Here is a 19,568-nt window from a genome sequence, read left to right as displayed (position 1 = left end):
TCTATGTCTTCTTGTTGGCGGCGGGGCCGGGGGCCTGGCCCGCCCCCCCGCGCCCTCTTCAACCCCCGTCTCCTGCCCCCCCCCCCCCCCGGCGGGCGGGGCCCCCCCCCCCCGCCGGCTCTTCTCTTCAAGACGGGTTGCCTTCAAGTCGATCCACACTTCGTCTCGGCTTGCCTCGACACCTCTCCTCCGTTCGACGGGGAGAGGAAGTGCCAACCGCAACGCCAGGCGCCCTTCCTCTATCCCTTTCAGGGCAAAGGTGCGGAGCGAGGCGGAGTGGGGAGGGCGAGTGAACGCAAACTTTCCATCGGCCTGGAATTTCGGTTCTCAGTCCGGCCGTTGCCGTATCCGTCAATGGAAGGATACTTTCCGTTTGTGCGGTAAAATCGTCATCGCGCTTTCCATACGCGTCGTTCGCTATCCAGAGATCAACCTATTTCGCAACCATTTGCCGGCCCCCGGCCAATTGGCCCGCCTCTTGCTGCTGGAAGAAAAAGGTCGAAGGGAGGCTTCCCAATGAACGACGCGACACGGGTGCTCGTGCTCGGCATCGGAAATCTGCTATGGGCGGACGAGGGCTTCGGCATCCGCGTGGTGGAGGAGTTCCACCGGCTCTGCGAAACGGCGGACAACGTCCGGGCCATGGATGGCGGCACGCAGGGCATCTACCTCCTCCAACATATCCGCGAGGCCGACATCCTCGTGGTGTTCGACGCGGTCGACTACGGGTTGGCGCCCGGCACGCTGAAGCTCGTCGAAGGCAGCGAGGTGCCGGCCTTCCTCGGTGTGAAGAAGATTTCGCTCCACCAGACTGGCTTTCAGGAAGTTCTCGCCATGGCCGAGATGATGGGTGACTATCCCGCCCATCTCCTTCTCGTCGGCGTGCAACCGGTCGAGCTGGACGACTACGGCGGCAGTCTCCGGCCCGCGGTGAAGGCTCAGATCGAGCCTGCAATCGAGATCGCCATCGAGTGGCTCGCCTGGCTCGGCGCGACGATCGCCAAGCGCACCGAACCGCTGGCCGAAGAAGAGACGCTCGCCTCGCGCGAAATGCGCATCGGCATCTACGAGAGCGGTCGACCCCGACCGGAAGAGGCCTGTCGTCACGGCGACGCGCGGCTTCTCGCGAATGGTGCCTTCGCTGGTCCGGCGAATTTCGAGTGCGAGGTCGACGCGCTTTTGCAATCGTCTGGAAGGCAGGGCTGATGTGTGTCGGCGTTCCCTTCCAGGTGGTTGAATGCAGCGGCGGCATTGCCCTGTGCACCGGTCGCAGCGGCACGCGGCGCCTCGATATGACCCTGGTGGGCGACCAGCCGGCGGGTACGTGGATACTCGCCTTCCTCGACACCGCGCGCGAGACTGTCACTGCCGAGACGGCGCGCCTGATCGCCGACGCGATCGAAGCGACGGAGCGTGCGCTCGCCGGCGACACCGACCTCGACCACCTCTTCGCCGACCTGGTCGGCCGCGAGCCGCAACTGCCGGAGCATCTGCGGCCGGGGCAAGCCCTTTCACCGCAAGGCACGGAGGACGCCTGAGTCCATGTTTTCACCCGTTCTCACCATGATGATGGAGCGCCACCGCATCCCGGTGGTTGACGAGGCGAACATCGACGCATTCGCCGAGGCCCACGACCTCACCGCGCTGTTTTTTCCCGGTGACTGGTTGCGGCTCGCCGAGAGCAACGATGTGGCGGTGATCCTGCCGGAGCTGGTGCAGGCCTTCCAGGGCGTGTTCAAGCCCGCCGTGGTATCGCGCGAGAGCGAACGCGAGCTGCAAAGCCGCTATCGCTTCGACGCCTTCCCGGCGCTTGTCTTCCTGAGGAACGGCGAATATCTCGGCGGGATAAAGCGCGTGCTCGACTGGGAAGACTACCTCACTGAGATCGACGGCATACTGAGGCGCGGGCGAGCGCGCCGCCGCCTTTCGAGCTTCCCGAAGCCTGCGCGACCCACGACGGTCACGACCACGATCATTTCCAGTGAGCGAAAGCGGCCGGGAGGGCGCAACATGGCAGCATCGCTATTCGGCGGCATCGGGCCGGGTTCACAGCCGAGCGAAGGGGACGGCAGCGACTTGCAGTATATGGAAATGCCGAAGGGCATGGCGACCTCTGCGTCACCCGTGTTGCCGGAGAAGGAAAATGTCGCCGGGCTCGAAGCTGCTTTGGCGGTGCTCTCCGCGCTGGCTGAAAGCCTCGGCCGGTCCTCGCCGGATTGCGAAAACGCGGTGCATGATCTTTCCGGGCTCGACCACGCCAATCTTGCGCTGATCGACCAAGCGCTGGGCGAGGGCGAGGTCTTGATCATCTGCGGCGACGACCTGAAGGCTCAGGAGTCGGTGCTCGCCGGTATCTGGCGCGTGCGCCAGACCGGAACGGATGGCAGGCTCGTGCGCGATTTCGTCGAGGTCGGCGCCTTTCCCTCGGCCGTGCTGGAGAGGGCCTTCGCCGGCTGCCGCAATACGCTCCCTGCGCCGGCGACCTATCCGACGGGCGTCTTCAACGCGCCGCCGCTGATTTCGGAGCTCAATGGCCGCATCCCGCTCGTCGGGCCCGACGTCGGGCCGCACGCCATAAACCTGTCGCTGCTGCCGCACACTGAAGAGGACTTGACCTTCCTCGACGGCCTGCTTGGCCACGGGCCGGTGGTCGTGCTGTCGCGTGGCTACGGCAATTGCCGCGTGACCACGACGGGGACGCGCGGCGTCTGGTGGGTGCGCTTCTTCAATTCGACCGACGATCTCATCCTCAACACGATCGAGGTCACGGCCTTGCCGGGGGTGGTCCGCGCCGCGCCCGAGGATATTGCGGACAGCCGCCAGCGGCTCCTCGAAATCCTGGAGGTCTACCGGTGAACGACTCCTTCTTTGCCGGTTCATATGGCGGCGACAATGCCAAGATCGGCCCGATGTCGCGGCTCGAATGCAGGATTTGCTGGCATGTCTACGACCCGGCTGAGGGCGACGACTACTGGCAGATCCCGCCCGGCACGCCCTTCGCCGAACTGCCGGCGAACTGGAGCTGCCCCACCTGCGACGGCTCCAAGCAGGGCTTCATGGTCGTGAGCGATTGACATGGATCATTCGCAAGCCGTCGCTGCCCATCTAGAGTTCGTGTTTCAGCGGATCGAACGGACGGCCATGGCAGGAATTCCGATCCTCAATCCGGCGCTTTGCGTCAGCGCGGTGGGCGTGCGGCAGTGGCAGGGCAAATGGCTCGCGGTTCTTGTCACGCCCTTGTTCATGAACCTCGTGCTTCTACCATTTGGCGACGGGCAAGCGCGCCCGCGCGTGCCTACGGGCACCAAGGAGCATGCATCATTCCCGGCGGGCCGGTTCGAGTTCTTCCGGGCCTATGAAGAGGAGCTCGGCTGCTACCGCATGTGCTCGCTGTTCTCGCCGATGTTCGAATTCGCCGACCAGGAGAGTGCGCAAGAGGCCGCGCGGCAGGTGCTTGCGGAACTGTTCAACCGTGAGGCGGAAGAAGACGAAGACGGCGAGATGATCCGTGTCTGGGAAGGCCGGCTACCTGAGGAAGAGGCAAGCGCGTTGGACGAGGTTGAGACAGCCGGAACACCCGCGAGCTCCCAGCCGGCGAAATTGACCCGCCGCTGGCTGTTCGGTTTGGGCGACAAGGAGGAGACCGCTGCATGAGGGTTGATGGCCGCGTCTCCATCGATCTCGTCTGCGATGGCGGTCGCGTTATGGAAGCCATCGTCACGCCGCCGCGCCCGGTTGCGCTTGGCCCGATCGTGCGAGCCCGACCGGTGACGGAGGTCATCTCGGCGATCGGTTCGCTGTTCAGTGTCTGTAGTATTGCGCAGTCGGCGGCGAGCGTTGAGGCAGCCGAGGCGGCCCTGGAGATCGGGACGGACCGGCGCACGAAGCAAGCGCGGCGGCTTCTTGTGCTTACCGAAACGCTGCGCGAGCACCTGCTGCGCATTGGCTTGGATACTGCCAGTCTCGCGGGCGAGCCTGCGGACGGTAAAACCCTGCGCCGGGCTATGCGCCTGCCGCAGCGCCTCAAGCAGGCGCTTTTTCCAGGCGGGAATGCGTTCGTTCCCGGCGTGTGCGTGGGGATTCCGGGCGCGGACGCTGCCGAAACGGCCGCCGAAGCGAGCCATCTAACGCAGTCCGTGGTCTACGAAGGCGAAAAGCCGCTTGGCGAGATGGATCGCGATGCCTTCGCGCAGTGGGCTATGGAGCGCAGCACGATTGCGGCCCGTCTCATCGCCCCGGTCTTGGCAAGGGGCTGGGCCATGATAGGCCACCCCGAAACGACAAACGGGGGAAACGAGCATTTGCCGAAGGAAACGTCGGCCGACACGAGCTGCCTCGCCAGGCAGGCTGGTGCGCCGCTCGTTCGCGCTTTCCTTTCCGAAGACGGTGGAGCCGGCCTGGCCGCGCGGCTGGCTGCCCGCGTGGTCGAGGCTTCGACGCTGCCGGCGCAGATCGCCGGAGGGCTCGCGGCCCTGCGGGATGTCGCGGAGGGGTCCGAAGTGCCTACGCGCGAAGTCTTTCGCGACGAGAACGGGGGCCGCTCTGCTACTGCCTTCGCCGAGGCAGCACGCGGCCGGCTGGAACATCGGATTGTTTTGAACGACGACCGAATCGCCGACTACGCCATCACGGCTCCGACCAGCATTCATTTCGCCGAGAGCGGCATTGCCGCGAGCTCGCTTTCGGCGCTCGCTGCATCCGGACGTGAAGATCTGGCGGTCCAGGCCGATCTCCTGGTCCGGGCCATCGACCCCTGCGTCGGCTACGATATCAGGCTCCGCTGATGCACGAGATGGCGATATGCGAGAGCGTCCGTGGCATCATCGAGGAAGAGGCCGCGAGACAGGATTTTCGGAAGGTGGGCCGCGTCTGCATGGAAATCGGGCGGCTATCCGCTGTCGAAATCGAGGCGCTGAAGTTCGGCTTCGATGTCGTCATGCGTGGCTCTCTGGCGCAAGACGCAAGGCTGGAAATCGTCGAGACGGAAGGCAGGGCCTGGTGCATGCCTTGCGGCCAGAGCGTGCCGATCGCGGCACGCTTTGATCCATGCCCGGACTGCGGAAGCCATCAGCTGCAGGTGACCGGCGGCCAAGAAATGAAGATCAGGGAATTGGAGGTGAGCTGATGTGCACTATTTGCGGATGCGGCGAGGGCGCCGTCCGGATCGAGGGCAAGGCGCATGGCCATCACCATCATCACGGCCACGATCATGATCACCACCACGATCATGATCACGGCCCCCATCATGACGATCATGTGCACGATTGTGGCTCGGGCCCCGGTGGCACCCGTGCGCCGGGCATGAGCCAGGCGCGGATGGTCAAGCTGGAAAAGGATATCCATTCCAAGAACAACGAGTATGCCGATGCGAACAGGAAAATGTTCGCCGAGCGCGGCGTGCTTGCGCTCAACCTCGTCTCCAGCCCCGGCTCTGGCAAAACGACGCTGCTTTGCCGCACGATCGAGGCACTGAAGGGCAAGTTGCCGATCGCCGTGATCGAGGGCGACCAGCAGACTTCCAATGATGCCGACCGCATCCGCGCCACCGGCGCGCCCGCGATCCAGGTCAACACCGGCAAGGGCTGCCACCTCGACGCGCATATGGTCGGCCATGCCGCAGATCACCTCGACCTTGCCGAAGGAGGCCTGCTCCTCGTCGAAAACGTGGGAAACCTCGTCTGTCCGGCGGGCTTCGACCTAGGCGAGGCACACAAGGTGGTGGTGCTCTCAGTCACCGAGGGCGAGGACAAGCCATTGAAATATCACGACATGTTCGCCGCCGCCGATCTCATGATCCTCAACAAGACTGACCTGTTGCCGCATCTCGACTTCGACGTGGAGGCCTGCATCGCCAACGCCCGAAAGGTGAACCCGCGGATCAAGGTGCTGAGGGTTTCCGCGCGCACGGGCGAGGGGATGTCGGACTGGACGGCCTGGATCGGCGCGGTCCGCGCCATGGCGCTAGTCGGCCATCGGCGGGCGGCCGAGCTCGGAGCAGCCTGATGTGCCTGGCCATTTCCGCCCGCGTCGTTGAACTGCTCGATGACGACATGGCCGTGGTCGCGTTCGACAGGGTCACGAAGCGCATCTCATTGGCTTTGGTGGCAGACGTTTCGCTTGGCGATTTCGTGCTCGTCCATGTCGGTTATGCGCTCCACAAGGTGAGCCCCGAGGAGGCCGAGCGCACGCTGCAGCTGATGGCCGAAGCGGGCGTGCTGGAGGAGGGGCTGGAGGAGATTTCGGCGTGAAATATGTCGACGAATATCGCGACCAGGAGCTTGCGAAGACCATCGCCGGCGCCATCGCGATCGAGGCTGATCCGGAAAAGAGCTACCATTTCATGGAGTTCTGCGGTGGGCACACGCATGCGATTTTTCGCCACGGCGTGCAGGACCTGATGCCGCAGAACGTGCATTTCGTGCACGGACCCGGATGCCCCGTTTGCGTGCTTCCCATCTCTCGCCTCGACGATGCGGTGGAGCTCGCCGAGCGGCACGGGGTCATCCTTTGCACCTACGGCGACATGATGCGCGTGCCGGGCACCAAGCAACGCAGCCTGATCCGCGCCAAGGCGGACGGAGCGGATGTCCGCATGGTCTATTCAACGCTCGATGCCCTAAAGATCGCGCGTGAAAACCCCGAGCGGCAAGTCGTCTTCTTTGCCATCGGTTTCGAAACCACGACGCCGCCGACGGCCGTCGCGATCAAGACGGCGCAAGCCGAGGGGTTCAAGAATTTCAGCGTGTTCTGCAACCATGTGCTCACGCCGGCCGCGATCTCTCACATTCTTGAATCGCCGGAAGTGCGGGAACTGGGCATCGTCAAGATTGACGGGTTTCTGGGACCTTCGCACGTCTCCTCCGTGATCGGCTCGCAGCCATATGAATTCTTTGCCGAGGAATTCCAGAAGCCGGTTGTCATCGCCGGCTTCGAACCGCTGGACGTCATGCAGTCCATCCTGATGCTGATCCGGCAGGTCAATGAAGACCGGCACGAGGTCGAGAACGAATATACCCGCGTCGTGACCGAGGAGGGCAACCTCAAGGCGCAGGCACTGGTGAGCGAGGTCTTCGAGCTGCGCAAGACCTTTGACTGGCGCGGCCTCGGCACCGTGCCCTACAGCGCCCTGCGCATCCGCGACGCTTATGCCGATTTCGACGCCGAGAAGCGTTTCGAGCTGTCGGTCAAGGCTTCGCGCCAGGTGAAGTCCTGCGAATGCCCTTCGATCCTGCGCGGGGTGAAGAAGCCGACCGACTGCAAGCTGTTCGGCACCGTGTGCACGCCGCAGAACCCGATTGGCTCATGCATGGTCTCCTCCGAAGGCGCCTGCGCGGCCTACTGGACCTATGGCCGTTTCCGCGAGCCGAAGCTGTTGGAGGCGGCGGAATAATGAGCGCGAACGATCCCAGCCTAGCCGTCACCACCTCGTCGGTCCGCGGCGCGGTGGACATGACGCATGGCGCGGGCGGCCGCGCGATGGCCGAGCTGATTCGGGATATTTTTCAAAGACATCTGGCCAACGAGTTCCTGGCCCAGGCTAACGACGCGGCCCTGCTCGGCACCGTCTGCGGACGCCTGGTGATGGCAACGGACGCGCATGTCATCTCGCCTCTGTTCTTTCCGGGCGGGGATATCGGAGCACTGGCGGTCCACGGCACGATTAACGACGTCGCCATGATGGGCGCGCGGCCGCTCTGGTTGTCCGCGTCCTTCATCCTGGAGGAAGGTTTTCCGTTGGCCGAACTGGAAAGAATAGTTGTTTCAATGGCTTTTGCCGCCCGGGAAGCAGGCGTACCCGTGGTTACGGGCGACACCAAGGTGGTGGAGAAGGGCAAAGGCGACGGCGTTTTCATCTCCGCGACCGCTGTTGGCGTGCTGGCGGACGGCACAGACATCTCCGGAAGCAATGCCCGGCCGGGCGATGCAATCCTTGTCTCCGGCACCATGGGCGACCACGGAGTCGCAATCCTGTCGAAGCGCGAACACCTTGATTTTGAAACGGAAATTATCTCCGACAGCCAAGCTCTGCACGATCTGGTGGCGGCGATGCTTGGCTCCGTTCCTGGTATCCGGGTGTTGCGTGACCCCACGCGCGGCGGACTGTCGGCGACGCTGAACGAAATCGCGCAGCAGTCCAAGGTCGGAATGGTAATCCGGGAAGCGGCGGTTCCGGTGAAGCCGGAGGTCGCGGCGGCGTGCGAACTGCTCGGCCTCGACCCGCTGAATGTTGCCAACGAAGGCAAGCTGATCGCCATCTGCGTGGCGCAAGACGCGAAGACTTTGCTCGCCAAGATACGCGCTCATCCCATGGGCCGGGATGCCGCAATCATTGGCGAAGTCGTCACAGACCAGCATGCGCTGGTGCGGATGAAAACGAGACTTGGCGGTATGCGCGTGGTCGACTGGATCGCCGGGGAACAGCTCCCGAGGATCTGCTGAAGATGCGCATTCTGCTTCTCGTCACCGCCTTCAACGCCTTGAGTCAGAGGATTTTCGTGGCGCTTGGCGAGCACGCACACGAGGTCTCGGTCGAGATGGACGTCAACGACGAGCGGACCATGGAGGCGGTAGATTTGTTTCGGCCGGACCTCGTTATTGCCCCGTTTCTGAAGCGGGCAATCCCGAAAGAAGTCTATGAAAATCGATGCTGTATGATCGTTCACCCAGGCATCGTCGGCGACCGCGGCCCCTCCGCGCTGGACTGGGCGATGGTGGACGGGGCGACGCAGTGGGGTGTCACGGTGCTGGAAGCGGCGGCCCAAATGGATGCGGGGCCGGTCTGGGCGAGCGCCACCTTCGCGATGCGAAAGGCGACGAAATCGAGCCTCTACAGCAACGAGGTGACCGACGCGGCGGTGACGGCGGTGCTCGAAGCGATCGCGCGGTTCGAGCAGGGCGAAAAGCCGATTGCCCTGGAAGAACAATCTGTAGCGACGCTGGGCCGGTGGCGGGACGCGATCAAACAGGCGGACCGGCGGATCGATTGGGCTGCCGACACGACCGAAACGGTGCTGAAGAATATCGCAGCAGCCGACGGCGCGCCCGGCGTGCGGGACGAACTTTTCGGCGAAACGGTCTTCCTTTTCGACGCGCGAGACGCACGTGAACCAGGGGGTGACTTGCCTCTCGCGCGGGGTGAACGGGGCAAGATATCGCTCCCCGAGCCGGGAGTGGTCGCCGCCAGAAGCGGGCCGGCGATCGCCATCGTCACCGTCGACGGCGCGTTGTGGATCGGCCATGTCCGGCATCCCAATTCGCCACACCCGTTCAAGCTGCCGGCGACCATGGTCTTCGCGAAGGAAGTTGCAGACCTGCCGGAGATCCCGCTCAATTCACCGGGCGGTTATCAGGACATCATCTACGAAGAAGAAGCTGCGGTCGGCTATCTGCACTTCCCCTTCTATAACGGTGCAATGGGAAAGGACGCCTGTCGAAGACTTTTGGACGCTTATACAAAAGCGACGGAGCGTCCGACCAGGGCGATCGTGCTGTGCGGAGGGCCGCAGTTCTGGTCCAACGGGCTCGACCTCAACCGGATCGAGGCGGCCGACAGCGCGGCCGACGATTCCTGGGTCAACATCAATGCCATCGACGACCTCGCCGATGCGATCATCCGCACGACAAGCCACATCACCGTAGCAGCGCTTGCCGGAAATGCGGCAGCGGGCGGCGTGTTTCTCGCCCGCAGCACCGACCAGCTCTGGATGCGCTCGAGCGTCGTCCTCAACCCGCATTACAAGGACATGGGCAATCTCTACGGCTCGGAGTTCTGGACCTATCTCCTGCCGAGCTGCTGCGGGACTGAGAATGCCCGCCGGATCGCGGCAGCGCGCCTGCCGATGGGCGCGAAGGAGGCGCTGAATCTGAATCTGGCCAACCGGGTGTTCGCGGGGGCAAGCGAGCTGTTCACGGCGCAAGTGAGGGCGTCGGCTGCCGCGCTGGCCGGGAGCGAAGAGTTTCCGGGGTTGCTCGCCGAAAAACAAGCCCGGCGCGCAGCCGACGAGGCGGCCAAGCCGCTTTGCGCCTATCGCGAGGAGGAGCTTTCGCGGATGCGCCGCAATTTCTATGGCTTCGACCCAAGCTACCACGTCGCGCGGCATAATTTCGTGCACAAGGTGCCGAAGTCGCGCACCCCAGTGACGATCGCCCGCCACCGCGACGTCGCCTGGCAGGCCGGCCGGGAGGGAAGGAAAAAGGCATCGTGAGCGACCTGCCGGGCATATTGATCGTCGACGACGAAATCCGCTCGCTGGAGGCGCAACGGCGCGTCCTGAGCGAGGATTTCGATGTCCACGTCGCCAGCGACACCAAGGCCGCCAGCTCGATCCTGGAGATGGAATGGATCCAGATCATCCTGTGTGACCAGCGCATAGCCGGCACCTGCCGCACCGAGTTCCTGAAGCAGGCGCGCACCCGCTGGCCGGACATCGTGCGCATGATCATCTCGGGCTACACCGACGCGCATGACACCATCGACGGCATCAACGAGGCCGGCATCTACCAGTACATCACCAAGCTCTGTCATCCGGAAAACCTCACGCTCACGCTGAAGAACGGGGTGCAGCTCTTCCTCCAGATCGCGGTTCGTCGCCGCCACCACGCGCAGATCGACCTGCTCTACGCATTGCAGAACTTTTCGCCACGCGACTGGGCCGGCAATCGTGGCCCGCTGGAGCTGGCGCTCGAAGGTGCGCCGGTGCGGCTCGGCGAGACCGAGCCGGTTGCAGTCCAGCACATCGTGCGGTCGTTGGACCCGTGCATAGTGTGCACGGTGCGCTGATGGGCCCGCCGCTCGCCGAGCCCGCAGTGGAGGGACGCCTGGTCCGGGTGACGGGGCTGGTGCAAGGCGTCGGCTTCCGGCCGACAGTGTGGCGCATCGCGACCGCTATGGGGCTATCGGGTCACGTCCGCAACGATGCTGCAGGCGTGGAGATCGCGATGTGGTGCAGCGATGCCGAGTTCGAGACCTTCGCGGACAGGCTAAAGGCGCAATGCCCGCCGTTGGCGCGGATCGACGGGATCGAGACGGCGACGCTTGAGGGGCCGCGGCCGGCGGGCGGCTTCGCCATAGCGGCGAGCGCGGGCGGGCGGGTGAAGACCGGCATCGTGCCCGATGCCGCCTGCTGCCTGGAATGTCTTGCGGAAGTGCTCGACCCCAAGGACCGGCGCTATTTCTACCCGTTCGCCAATTGCACGCATTGCGGGCCGCGTCTGTCAATCGTCAAGGCTATCCCCTATGACCGCCGCTCGACCGCTATGGCACGATTTTCGACCTGCGAGGAATGCCGGGCCGAGTATGAAAATCCGGCCGACCGCCGCTATCACGCCCAGCCGATCGCCTGCCCGGCCTGCGGCCCGCGCGTCTGGTTGGAAGGTCCAGACCACGTCGTGGTCGGCGGCGGCCCGCAGGCGGTGATCCGCGAGGCGGCGGCGCTGATCGGGGAAGGGCGGATCGTCGCGATCAAGGGCATCGGCGGGTTCCACCTCGCCTGCGACGCGACGGACGAAGCGGCGGTGGCGCAGCTGCGCGCCCGCAAGAAGCGCGACGGTAAGCCGTTCGCGCTGATGGCGCGCGACTTGGAGCAGCTTGCCGAATTCGCGGAGCTGTCGGGCGAGGAGCGCGTGGCGCTTGCCGCCCGAGCGGCGCCGATCGTGCTGGTGAAGCGCCGTGACAGCTGCGGCGTTGCGGCGGGCGTGGCGCCGCAGCACGAGCGGCTCGGTTTCATGCTGCCCTACACGCCGTTGCATCATCTCTTGCTGCGGGCGCTGGACGGTCCGGTGGTGATGACCTCCGGCAATCGCTCGGGCGAGCCGCAATGCACGGACAATGACGAGGCGCGGCAGGAGCTTGCCGGGATCGCCGACTTCTGGCTGATGCACGACCGCGAGATTGTCAACCGGCTCGACGACAGCGTGGTGCGATTCGACGGGCACGGCATTTCGGTGTTGCGGCGCGCGCGCGGCTTCGCGCCGGAGCCGCTGGCGCTGCCGGCGGGCTTCGATGGCCCGGTCAGGGCGCTGGCTGCGGGCGGCGACCTAAAGGCCGCGTTCTGCCTGGCGGGCGACGGCAACGCGCTGCTGTCGCAGCATCTCGGCGACCTCGACGAGCTGAAGAACCAGAACGCGTGGAGGCAGGCGTTGGGGCTGTATCGAAGCCTGTTCGACACGAAGCCGGACCTCATTGTGGCCGACCGGAATCCGGGCTACCGTTCGACCCAGCTTGCCATGGAGCTTGCCCGTGAGACCGCGGCGAGGTTTGTGCAGGTCCAGCACCATCACGCGCATCTCGCCTCGTGCCTTGCCCAGCACGGCCGCGCAATCGACGCACTGCCGGTGCTGGGCATTATCCTCGACGGTCTCGGATACGGCGATGACGGCACGATCTGGGGCGGCGAGTTCCTGCTCGGCGGCTATCGAGGGTTCCGGAGGCTGGCATACTTCGAGCCGGTCGCCATGCCCGGCGGCGACAAGGCCAGCCTCGAGCCGTGGCGCAATGCCTATGCGCATCTGCGGGCGGCTTTCGGTCCGGATTTCCTGGCCAAGCTTCCTGCCGATCGGCCCTTCGTCCCCGCCTTGGCCGAAAAGCCGCTTCGGGTGCTGGACCGGATGATCGAGAGGGGCGTCAATGCTCCGCTTGCCTCCTCGGCGGGGCGGCTTTTCGATGCCTGCGCGGCAGTCCTCGGCATCTGTTTGGAGCGCCAGAGCTACGAGGGGCAAGCCGGCATGGAGATGGAGGCGCTCGCCAGCCCGTTCATGGATGCGGCCGAGGCTTGGCCAGCAACCTCGCGGAAGGGACCGGTTATCTCCTGGAAAGGTCTGTGGGAAGCGCTTCTTCGTGATCAGGCTTTGGGCGCCGAAACCGGGCTGATTGCTGCGCGCTTCCACAGGACGCTGATAGAGATCATCTCGCGGAAGGCCATCGGACTCACTAACGAAAACGGCGTCGGCACGGTCGCACTGTCCGGTGGCGCTTTCCAGAATCGGCTGCTGCTCAAAGGCGTACTTGCCGAGCTCACAGTCGCAGGATTGGAGGGGCTGGCGCACGTAAGCATTCCCGCAAACGACGGCGGTCTGGCGCTCGGCCAGGCAACGATCGGCCTAGCCCTTTCGCATTGAGACCAATCGTTGAAGAAAAAATATCAGCATCGTCCAAATAAGGCGCTGCGCATTGTGACGTGCGGCGGCCAGCTTTGCGCATTTCGTCCGGGCCGTGAGTGGCTGATCGCGTATCGCCGGGTAAAAGGACTAGCCAGGAATGATGCTCCGAGAGGGAATCGTCGAGGACGGGTACGCAGCCAAGGATCGTGTCGCTTGGCAGTTAATGGGGCTCTCTGCCTCACTTTGTGTGGTTCATTCGCCGTTGGCGAGGATGCCGCTATGTGCGGGCATGCGAACGAAAACAAAATGGTCCCCCGGCCCAGGGGCTAAAATACGGGGTGTCGCGCTCACTGATGATGTTGGCTTGTTTCCGCTGCCGGACCGGCGTTCGGCATTTTGTCCAGATTGCGGACGGACCCGAAGTCGGCATGGCTGGTCCAACCGCAGCCTTCAGGATCTGCCGGTCCAGGGCAAGACCGTGACGGTGAAGCTTCGGTTGAGCCGCTGGCGGTGCGCACATCAGAAATGTGAACGACAAACATTCACCGACCGTCTGCCGACGATTGCTTCCCCTTATGCGCGCCGGACAAGGAGGGTCGCGGAGATTGTCGGTCTGCTCGGCCATAGCACCGGCGGCCGTCCCGGCGAGCGCTTGATGCGACGGCTCGGCATGCCGGTCTGCGACGACACTATCCTGTGGCAGCTGAAGCGAGATGCCGCGGTCGCTCACAGCAACTCCACCATTCGGGTCGTTGGCATCGATGACTGGAGCTGGCGGCGATCATGGCGCTACGGCACGATGATCGTGGACCTGGAGCGCCATTCGGTTGTCGACATCCTGGATGACAGAAGCGTGGCGAGTGCGTCGCAATGGCTAGAGCGGCACCCTTCCGTCGAGATCGTGAGCCGAGACCGATGCGGGCTCTATGCGCAAGCTGTTCGCGAGGGTGCACCGCAAGCGCGCCAGGTGGCTGATCGGTTCCATCTCATGTAGAATCTGCGGGTCGCAATCGAGGAGCAGATGAGCCTTTCGGGCCGCGCCACGGGGCCTGCATTGCTGCCCGATAAGGGTATCGGGAGCGCGCAAGTCGATCTGATGCAGGATGATCCGCACGTTGACGCAACGCATCGGCGCCGGGTGCGCCACGCTCATCGACAATCGCGGCAGACGGTGTTCGAAATGGTTCACGCCTTGCGCAAGGAAAGGGCTGTCCTGTTCCGAGATCGCCCGTCGTACCGGCTACGGCCGGCGCAGCATCGCCAAATGGCTGAATTTCGACACGCCACCCGACCGACGCAGGGCCGCGTCGAGCCGACGTCACCCTTATATTTCGAGGCGTTTCTTAGCCAGTCCTGGAGAGACGGCAATCGCTGCGGACGACACCTGTTCCACGATATCAAACAGCGCGGCTACACGGGCAGTTTCTCGAATCTGGAGCGGCTTCTCCCAAGCTGGCGCCGCGCCGAGAGGACGGGCGAGGACAGTGCGTCGCCTGCTTCGATCATACGCCATCAACCAGCCCGCGATGCTGTCCCCATCCAGGATCCGGCGACCGGCCATGTGATCTCGCCGGTAGTCGCCGCGGCCCTCTGCATGAGGGCCCGGGGTATGCTGACGATCAACCAGGCGAGAAAGGTCGACGTCCTGAAGCAAGGATCACATGAGTTTGCCACGATGCGCAGGCTTGCCATGCGCTTCCGCGGCATTTTGCGGGGCCTGTGAATTGGACAAGCTCGACACTTGGATCGAGGATGCCGTCAACTCCGGGCTCGTCGCCATCACGCGTTTCGCTCGGGTCCTACGCCGTGACGTTGACGCCGTTCGCAATGCCATTGAATTACGGTGGAGCAACGGCCAGGCGGAAGGGCAGATCAACCGCCTGAAGACGATCAAGCGTGCGATGTACGGCAGAGCGGGCTCCGAACTCCTTAGGGCACGCATGCTGCCACTCAACCGGCCTGATCACCACACAAAGTGAGGAAGAACCTGGTTAAGTGCAAAGCGACAATTGCCTCGACGGCGGGTCCCGGCAGGTTTATGCTGCCCAATGTTACCGCAATCCGGAATGGCGATTGAGTACCTTCACGAGTGAAGGGATTCCCGCGGTCTTAGAGATGAGTTGTCGAATGGCGCGAAGTCGCACAGAATCGTGTGTTTGATATCGATCAGGATCGCGAGCTATTTCAGGCGCAGAGAGGTGTTGCGCCCGATGCACAAGTTGCTCCCGGTCCAACGGAAGTGAATGGGGTGGAACTGCTTTGTTGGCCAAATTGTTGACGGAACGTCCGGCGCCCATTGTTGCTACATGTCTGGATTCTTGGGGCGTTTTGGATGATGCAATCCACCATCTCACTCCAAAGGGCAGTGGAATCTGGAACAATGTCGCTTTTGTACGCACGACATCCTTCGTGCCCGATTGGCATATCGTCTTTAACTCTGCTTCTCTTTTTGGGCTCCCTGTTGATATCGAGGCGAGCCCAAACAGGACAATTTTTGCAATCGGCGAACCGCCGACGAAAGCTCATCGCGCATTTCATGAAGGGCAGGGGAAAAATACTATCGTCCTGACGTCTGACGCAGAGCTGGCTGCTCGGCAGAATGCAGGGCGCCGATTCGTTTTGGCTCCACCTATCACTCGGTCTTGGTCTGTAAACAAGACATATGACCAACTTCTGGTCAGCGAAGTCGTGGACAAGCCGCTTCGGCTCTCATGGATTACCAGTAACATCGCCCTGCTTAAAGGGCATCGATATCGGCTGGCGTTTCTGGAACGGCTGAGAGAGGAGCTCGATTTTGACCTGTTCGGCCGAGGTTTTCGGCTGATTGGAGATAAATGGAACGCACTCGCACCTTACCGTTACAGTATAGCTTTCGAGAATACTCGTGCTGATTACTATTTTACAGAGAAGCTTATGGACTGCTTCGTTGCTGAAACAATGCCGATCTATTACGGCAGCCCGGCAATCACGAGGTTCTTCCCTTCGGACTCAATGGTTCTGATTGACCCAGAGGACAAGAACGTAATCCAAAAAATTCAAGAAATCATCAACTCGGACCTCTGGAAGGAGCGTCGCGGCGCAATACGAGAGGCGAAGCGGTTGGTCCTCGAGAAATACAATACGTTTGCTTATCTCGCGGGCTTCATCGAAAGCGTTCAGGATAAACCCTTACCGCCAGAAATTATACACATCGATTCGCCTGAGGTCGATTTTGGAATAGACGAATGAAGTACTCCAACGCTCGCTTCGCGTGCCCGGCGGTTGGTGGTCTGGCGAGATCGGTACGGAACGCTCGGCGGAGAATGCCTACCTGCGCAGACGGGCCGGCACGGGCGCACGAGGTCATGCGCCCCCGGCTGCCGCTGATCAGACGAACTGGGGAAGGCCAGGAACGGAATTGAGGACCTCGTCCACGAGTTCGTCGCCGGCATGTTCCTTGGCGAAGGCGATCGTCTCGTTGGCGATGGCGGCGATCTTTAGAATGCTGAGACCCTCACTCATCAATTGCTGGCCGAGCCCCATGAGGCCGCCTCCGCCCTCTGGGTCGTCGCCATGATACTTCGCCACTAATTCCGAAGCTCCGGGAATGGCCTCGATCATGCGCGCAACGGGACCGTCGGCCGCGTGGCGTTGCAGGAAACCCAGCATTAACCCAACGGCCTTCTCTGCGAGAGCCGGGCCGATGCCGGCACTAGTGGCGATGCGCGATAAGAATTCTTCCATGGCAGGGTTCCTAGCTCTTTAATGAGGTTTACACGGGGCCGGTCCGGCGCCCAAAGCGCCCTTGGCCGAACCACAATTGAACCCCACAAAAATAGGCCGGCGGAAGTGCTATTGCAACTGCGCGTAAAACCGCCTTTGTCAAACGCAAGCTGCGTCGGACGTGCGTATTTCGCAAAAACGAGACAGTCGTTCCGCTAAATCGGGGACAGCAGTTTCACTAATTCGCGGACAGCAGGATGGGGTCGGCGCTCGGTTGCCTGGTTGAAGTCATTTGCGATTGATTTCGCCGTTTTCGGCGCCGGTCAAGGGCGGCGGTGTTTTTTGCTTTCTCATGCTCGCCGATCATGGCGTGCCACTGGGCGATCGGCAGTTGGGCGGTGATCAGCGTTGATTTCCGGCGATAGCGTTCCTCGAAGATTTCCAGCAGATCGAGACGCTGCTGGTCGGTCAGGCTGTGGGTGCCCCAGTCGTCAAGGATGAGCAGTTGCACCCGAGCCAGCTTGTCGATGAGACGGGGAAAGCGGCCGTCGCGACGCGCCAGGGCGAGATCTTCGAACAGACGCGGCATGCGCAGGTAGAGCACGGAATGATTCGAGCCGGGCGGCCTGACGTCCGAAGGCGCAGGCCAGCCAAGTCTTTCCGGTGCCGGTCTGCCCGGTGATGACGAGGTTTTCATGCGCCTTCAGCCAGGCGCCTTGGGCCAGCTGTCGCTTGGCACTTAATTGGGGTCTCCCTCACTTTGTGTGGTTCATCTGCTGTTAGTGGCGCTGTCGCTATGGACGGGCATGCGAACGAAAACGAAATGGTCGCCCGGCCCAGGGGGTGACATCGCCACTGCGGTCCTTCGACCAAGTCGATTCAATTCTGAATTTCGGCCTTTAGATGTTTGTAGCGATTGAATCAGCGACCAAGATCCGGGCAATCGCGGTTATGGTGACCGCGAGCCACTAAGCTTGTGCCGTACCCTTACAATGATTCATCAAGGCGTTTACCTCGGCAATCACGAGATCCGGCGTGATGTCGAACTTGCATCGGACTTTGACCGGACAATGCCGCACTTGGTCCAGACCACACCCGCGACATTCAATAACACTCATAAGCATGCTGACCAGGGGACCTCGAAACCCCCAAATCTCCGGTAGATGTGACGCCGTGAAAATGCCGATAGTAGGGCGGCCAAGCTGGGCAGCGACATGCCCGGTGCCTGAATTGTTCGAAACGACGAGCGCGGCCGAATTCACGAGATAATTGAATTCCAATTCCGACAAGTCGACAGCCGTCCGAATGTTCGCGGCTCCACGATCCCGAGCTATCTTCGCAACCTCCTCAAGCGCTTCCAGGCATTCGCCACGGGCAACGAGGACCACCTCACCACGGGTCGAAAGAGCAGCGACAACTTTGCCAAAACTTTCAATCGGCCAATCTCGCAGGCTGGAATTGGAGAACGGAGCCACGACAATCGGGGCATTGCCTGTAGTCGAATTCTGTGGGTGACCCGCTCCGCTTTCGAAATAGGCAGCTGCCTTTGCGACCAGAAAGAGGAGGATTTCTGACACATGCTGGAGACGCACCTGCTTGCGGTCAATGAACCAATCAAGCCATCTACGAGGGATTTTGTTAGCAAGCCCTATTTTTTGGACCAGCTTGTAGAGGATGGTTCTGCGCAGTTTCAGATTGAATGGCGCTATCGCAATATCGATCTGATGCATGCTGTACGGATCAACTATCGCCGCACGGTGCCTGGCGGGGACTTCAAGCAAGATGGGCCTTGTTTCTTCCGGAACACGCATATCAATGGCAAGATCAAACTCGCCGGTCAGCAGCGGCCTTATGTCGGCGGCTTTTTTGCGCGTTTTGACTTTTGGGTTGCGAGGAAAAAAGTCAAAAGCAATGTGATCGTCGGCGAGGTCGAACTGTTTTGCAGTAGCGATGTTCCAGCTTCCCACCACCAGCGTAATGTGGGCATGCGCAAAACGCTGACGAAGGTCCTTTAGGGGCCCTAGAGACATCCAAAAGTCGCCGACATGATCAAGCTTGAGGACCAAAATTCTCATCCTTGCGCTTGACTGTTCCGGCTCTTCCCAGCTGCGGTATATAATTTGATTACGGTCGTGCTTTGTAAAATATGCCATTGCCATTCCGAAGATTATACGGTCAACACTGATAGCCCAGTGACGCGTGTGTAGGGTTGGAGTGCTCCCCACTTGTCCGCGTCTCCGCAAGAATTCTGCCATCAGATCCAAGCCGCGCTCCAGCAGGAGCTGTCGGGCGAAGTCTGCATCTCTAGCGGTGGTAGCGCGCCAAGAAGCCAGCTATGTCCCGACCCGCAATGTGAAGGGCTTCGTCACGGTCTTGCATGCAGTGAGTTCGAGAAACGCCGAGTAGACGGCGATCGCCAAGCCGCCGTCCCCAGATCTCGAGCATAACGGCAGTGGCCTCGCTCTTTGGTCGATGCTGATCCTGAATGAGACCGTCGCCGCCGGCGACGACATCGCCGGCCGGATTGACCGTCTCCGGCACGCCCTGTCGCTGTGGTCCCGCATCATGGTGGTTAACAAAGGACCCGCCGCAGGCGCTTTTTTCTGCGCGTCCGGGTCGTCCAACATGAAGTGGACGAATCAACCCTGTGATGAAGTCGAGCGCCCGCCCCCCGGGGGGGGGCGGGGGGGGGGGGTGGGACAGCTTTTTTTTCCGGCGAGGGGATGGGGGTTTTTAAAAAAAGGAGGGGGCGCCGCGATGAGGGGTGT

General features: G+C 62.3%; 20 protein-coding genes and 1 pseudogene. 17 read left to right on the top strand and 4 right to left on the bottom strand.

The features are described from left to right. Positions 1–289 precede the first annotated feature (289 nt). From NKK47_RS32910 to NKK47_RS32825, 17 genes and pseudogenes are all read left to right on the top strand, one after another. Positions 290–520 carry a hypothetical protein gene (locus NKK47_RS32910; RefSeq protein WP_352579654.1) on the top strand — a complete coding sequence of 77 codons (231 nt, stop codon included), beginning with the start codon at positions 290–292 and terminating at the stop codon, positions 518–520. Next, the gene (locus NKK47_RS32905; protein ID WP_352579653.1) at positions 517–1,206 is read left to right on the top strand and encodes a HyaD/HybD family hydrogenase maturation endopeptidase; all 690 of its coding nucleotides are present in this window, start codon (positions 517–519) and stop codon (positions 1,204–1,206) included. Before NKK47_RS32910 ends, NKK47_RS32905 begins: the two co-directional genes overlap by 4 nt. After that, on the top strand, positions 1,206–1,538 hold the full coding sequence (locus NKK47_RS32900; protein ID WP_023679110.1) for a HypC/HybG/HupF family hydrogenase formation chaperone: 333 nt from the start codon (positions 1,206–1,208) through the stop codon (positions 1,536–1,538). The genes NKK47_RS32905 and NKK47_RS32900 overlap by 1 nt, the downstream gene beginning before the upstream one ends. Before the next feature lie 4 nt (positions 1,539–1,542). Continuing rightward, positions 1,543–2,856, top strand: coding sequence for a hydrogenase expression/formation C-terminal domain-containing protein (locus tag NKK47_RS32895; RefSeq protein WP_352579652.1), 1,314 nt, complete (start codon positions 1,543–1,545; stop codon positions 2,854–2,856). Next, positions 2,853–3,074, top strand: coding sequence for a rubredoxin (locus tag NKK47_RS32890; RefSeq protein ID WP_023679107.1), 222 nt, complete (start codon positions 2,853–2,855; stop codon positions 3,072–3,074). The genes NKK47_RS32895 and NKK47_RS32890 overlap by 4 nt, the downstream gene beginning before the upstream one ends. Before the next feature lies 1 nt (position 3,075). Further along, positions 3,076–3,654 (top strand): [NiFe]-hydrogenase assembly chaperone HybE, encoded by a 579-nt coding sequence (gene hybE, locus NKK47_RS32885; protein ID WP_352579651.1) that lies wholly within the window; start codon positions 3,076–3,078, stop codon positions 3,652–3,654. Positions 3,655–3,704: 50 nt separating this feature from the next. Then, on the top strand, positions 3,705–4,784 hold the full coding sequence (locus NKK47_RS32880) for a hypothetical protein (RefSeq protein WP_352579650.1): 1,080 nt from the start codon (positions 3,705–3,707) through the stop codon (positions 4,782–4,784). Next, positions 4,784–5,125, top strand: coding sequence for a hydrogenase maturation nickel metallochaperone HypA (gene hypA, locus NKK47_RS32875; protein ID WP_352579649.1), 342 nt, complete (start codon positions 4,784–4,786; stop codon positions 5,123–5,125). Before NKK47_RS32880 ends, hypA begins: the two co-directional genes overlap by 1 nt. Beyond that, on the top strand, positions 5,125–6,003 hold the full coding sequence (hypB, locus tag NKK47_RS32870; protein ID WP_023679103.1) for a hydrogenase nickel incorporation protein HypB: 879 nt from the start codon (positions 5,125–5,127) through the stop codon (positions 6,001–6,003). Before hypA ends, hypB begins: the two co-directional genes overlap by 1 nt. Next, complete coding sequence (locus tag NKK47_RS32865) at positions 6,003–6,248, top strand: HypC/HybG/HupF family hydrogenase formation chaperone (protein WP_352579648.1); 246 nt, start codon at positions 6,003–6,005, stop codon at positions 6,246–6,248. The genes hypB and NKK47_RS32865 overlap by 1 nt, the downstream gene beginning before the upstream one ends. Next, on the top strand, positions 6,245–7,390 hold the full coding sequence (gene hypD / locus NKK47_RS32860) for a hydrogenase formation protein HypD (RefSeq protein WP_023679101.1): 1,146 nt from the start codon (positions 6,245–6,247) through the stop codon (positions 7,388–7,390). The genes NKK47_RS32865 and hypD overlap by 4 nt, the downstream gene beginning before the upstream one ends. Continuing rightward, positions 7,390–8,439, top strand: coding sequence for a hydrogenase expression/formation protein HypE (hypE, locus tag NKK47_RS32855; RefSeq protein WP_352579647.1), 1,050 nt, complete (start codon positions 7,390–7,392; stop codon positions 8,437–8,439). Before hypD ends, hypE begins: the two co-directional genes overlap by 1 nt. A 2-nt stretch (positions 8,440–8,441) precedes the next feature. After that, positions 8,442–10,205, top strand: a complete 1,764-nt coding sequence (locus NKK47_RS32850) for an enoyl-CoA hydratase-related protein (protein WP_352579646.1) — start codon at positions 8,442–8,444, stop codon at positions 10,203–10,205. After that, positions 10,202–10,780 (top strand): response regulator, encoded by a 579-nt coding sequence (locus NKK47_RS35280; protein ID WP_023679098.1) that lies wholly within the window; start codon positions 10,202–10,204, stop codon positions 10,778–10,780. The genes NKK47_RS32850 and NKK47_RS35280 overlap by 4 nt, the downstream gene beginning before the upstream one ends. Next, positions 10,780–13,116 (top strand): carbamoyltransferase HypF, encoded by a 2,337-nt coding sequence (gene hypF / locus NKK47_RS32835; RefSeq protein ID WP_352579645.1) that lies wholly within the window; start codon positions 10,780–10,782, stop codon positions 13,114–13,116. Before NKK47_RS35280 ends, hypF begins: the two co-directional genes overlap by 1 nt. A gap of 271 nt (positions 13,117–13,387) precedes the next feature. Beyond that, positions 13,388–15,077, top strand: a pseudogene (locus NKK47_RS32830) (ISL3 family transposase). Between the two features lie 283 nt (positions 15,078–15,360). Beyond that, positions 15,361–16,326, top strand: a complete 966-nt coding sequence (locus tag NKK47_RS32825) for a glycosyltransferase family 10 domain-containing protein (protein ID WP_198023618.1) — start codon at positions 15,361–15,363, stop codon at positions 16,324–16,326. A 138-nt stretch (positions 16,327–16,464) separates the two neighbouring features. On the opposite strand, the gene NKK47_RS32820 is transcribed toward NKK47_RS32825, so the two are convergent. The 4 genes from NKK47_RS32820 to NKK47_RS32805 all read right to left on the bottom strand — a co-directional run bounded on the left by NKK47_RS32820 (position 16,465) and on the right by NKK47_RS32805 (position 18,866). Beyond that, positions 16,465–16,821, bottom strand: coding sequence for a hypothetical protein (locus NKK47_RS32820; protein ID WP_352579644.1), 357 nt, complete (start codon positions 16,819–16,821; stop codon positions 16,465–16,467). A gap of 217 nt (positions 16,822–17,038) precedes the next feature. Beyond that, positions 17,039–17,404, bottom strand: a complete 366-nt coding sequence (locus NKK47_RS32815; RefSeq protein ID WP_352579643.1) for an ATP-binding protein — start codon at positions 17,402–17,404, stop codon at positions 17,039–17,041. After that, entirely contained in the window at positions 17,292–17,525 is a 234-nt protein-coding gene (locus tag NKK47_RS32810; RefSeq protein ID WP_348625942.1) for an ATP-binding protein, read from the bottom strand. Before NKK47_RS32810 ends, NKK47_RS32815 begins: the two co-directional genes overlap by 113 nt. A 243-nt stretch (positions 17,526–17,768) precedes the next feature. Then, entirely contained in the window at positions 17,769–18,866 is a 1,098-nt protein-coding gene (locus NKK47_RS32805; protein ID WP_352579642.1) for a glycosyltransferase family 9 protein, read from the bottom strand. Positions 18,867–19,568: the final 702 nt, after the last annotated feature.

It is taken from the genome of Mesorhizobium sp. M0019, from assembly GCF_040323975.1.
Lineage (GTDB): Bacteria > Pseudomonadota > Alphaproteobacteria > Rhizobiales > Rhizobiaceae > Mesorhizobium.
This window is presented reverse-complemented; position numbering and strand designations above follow the sequence as displayed.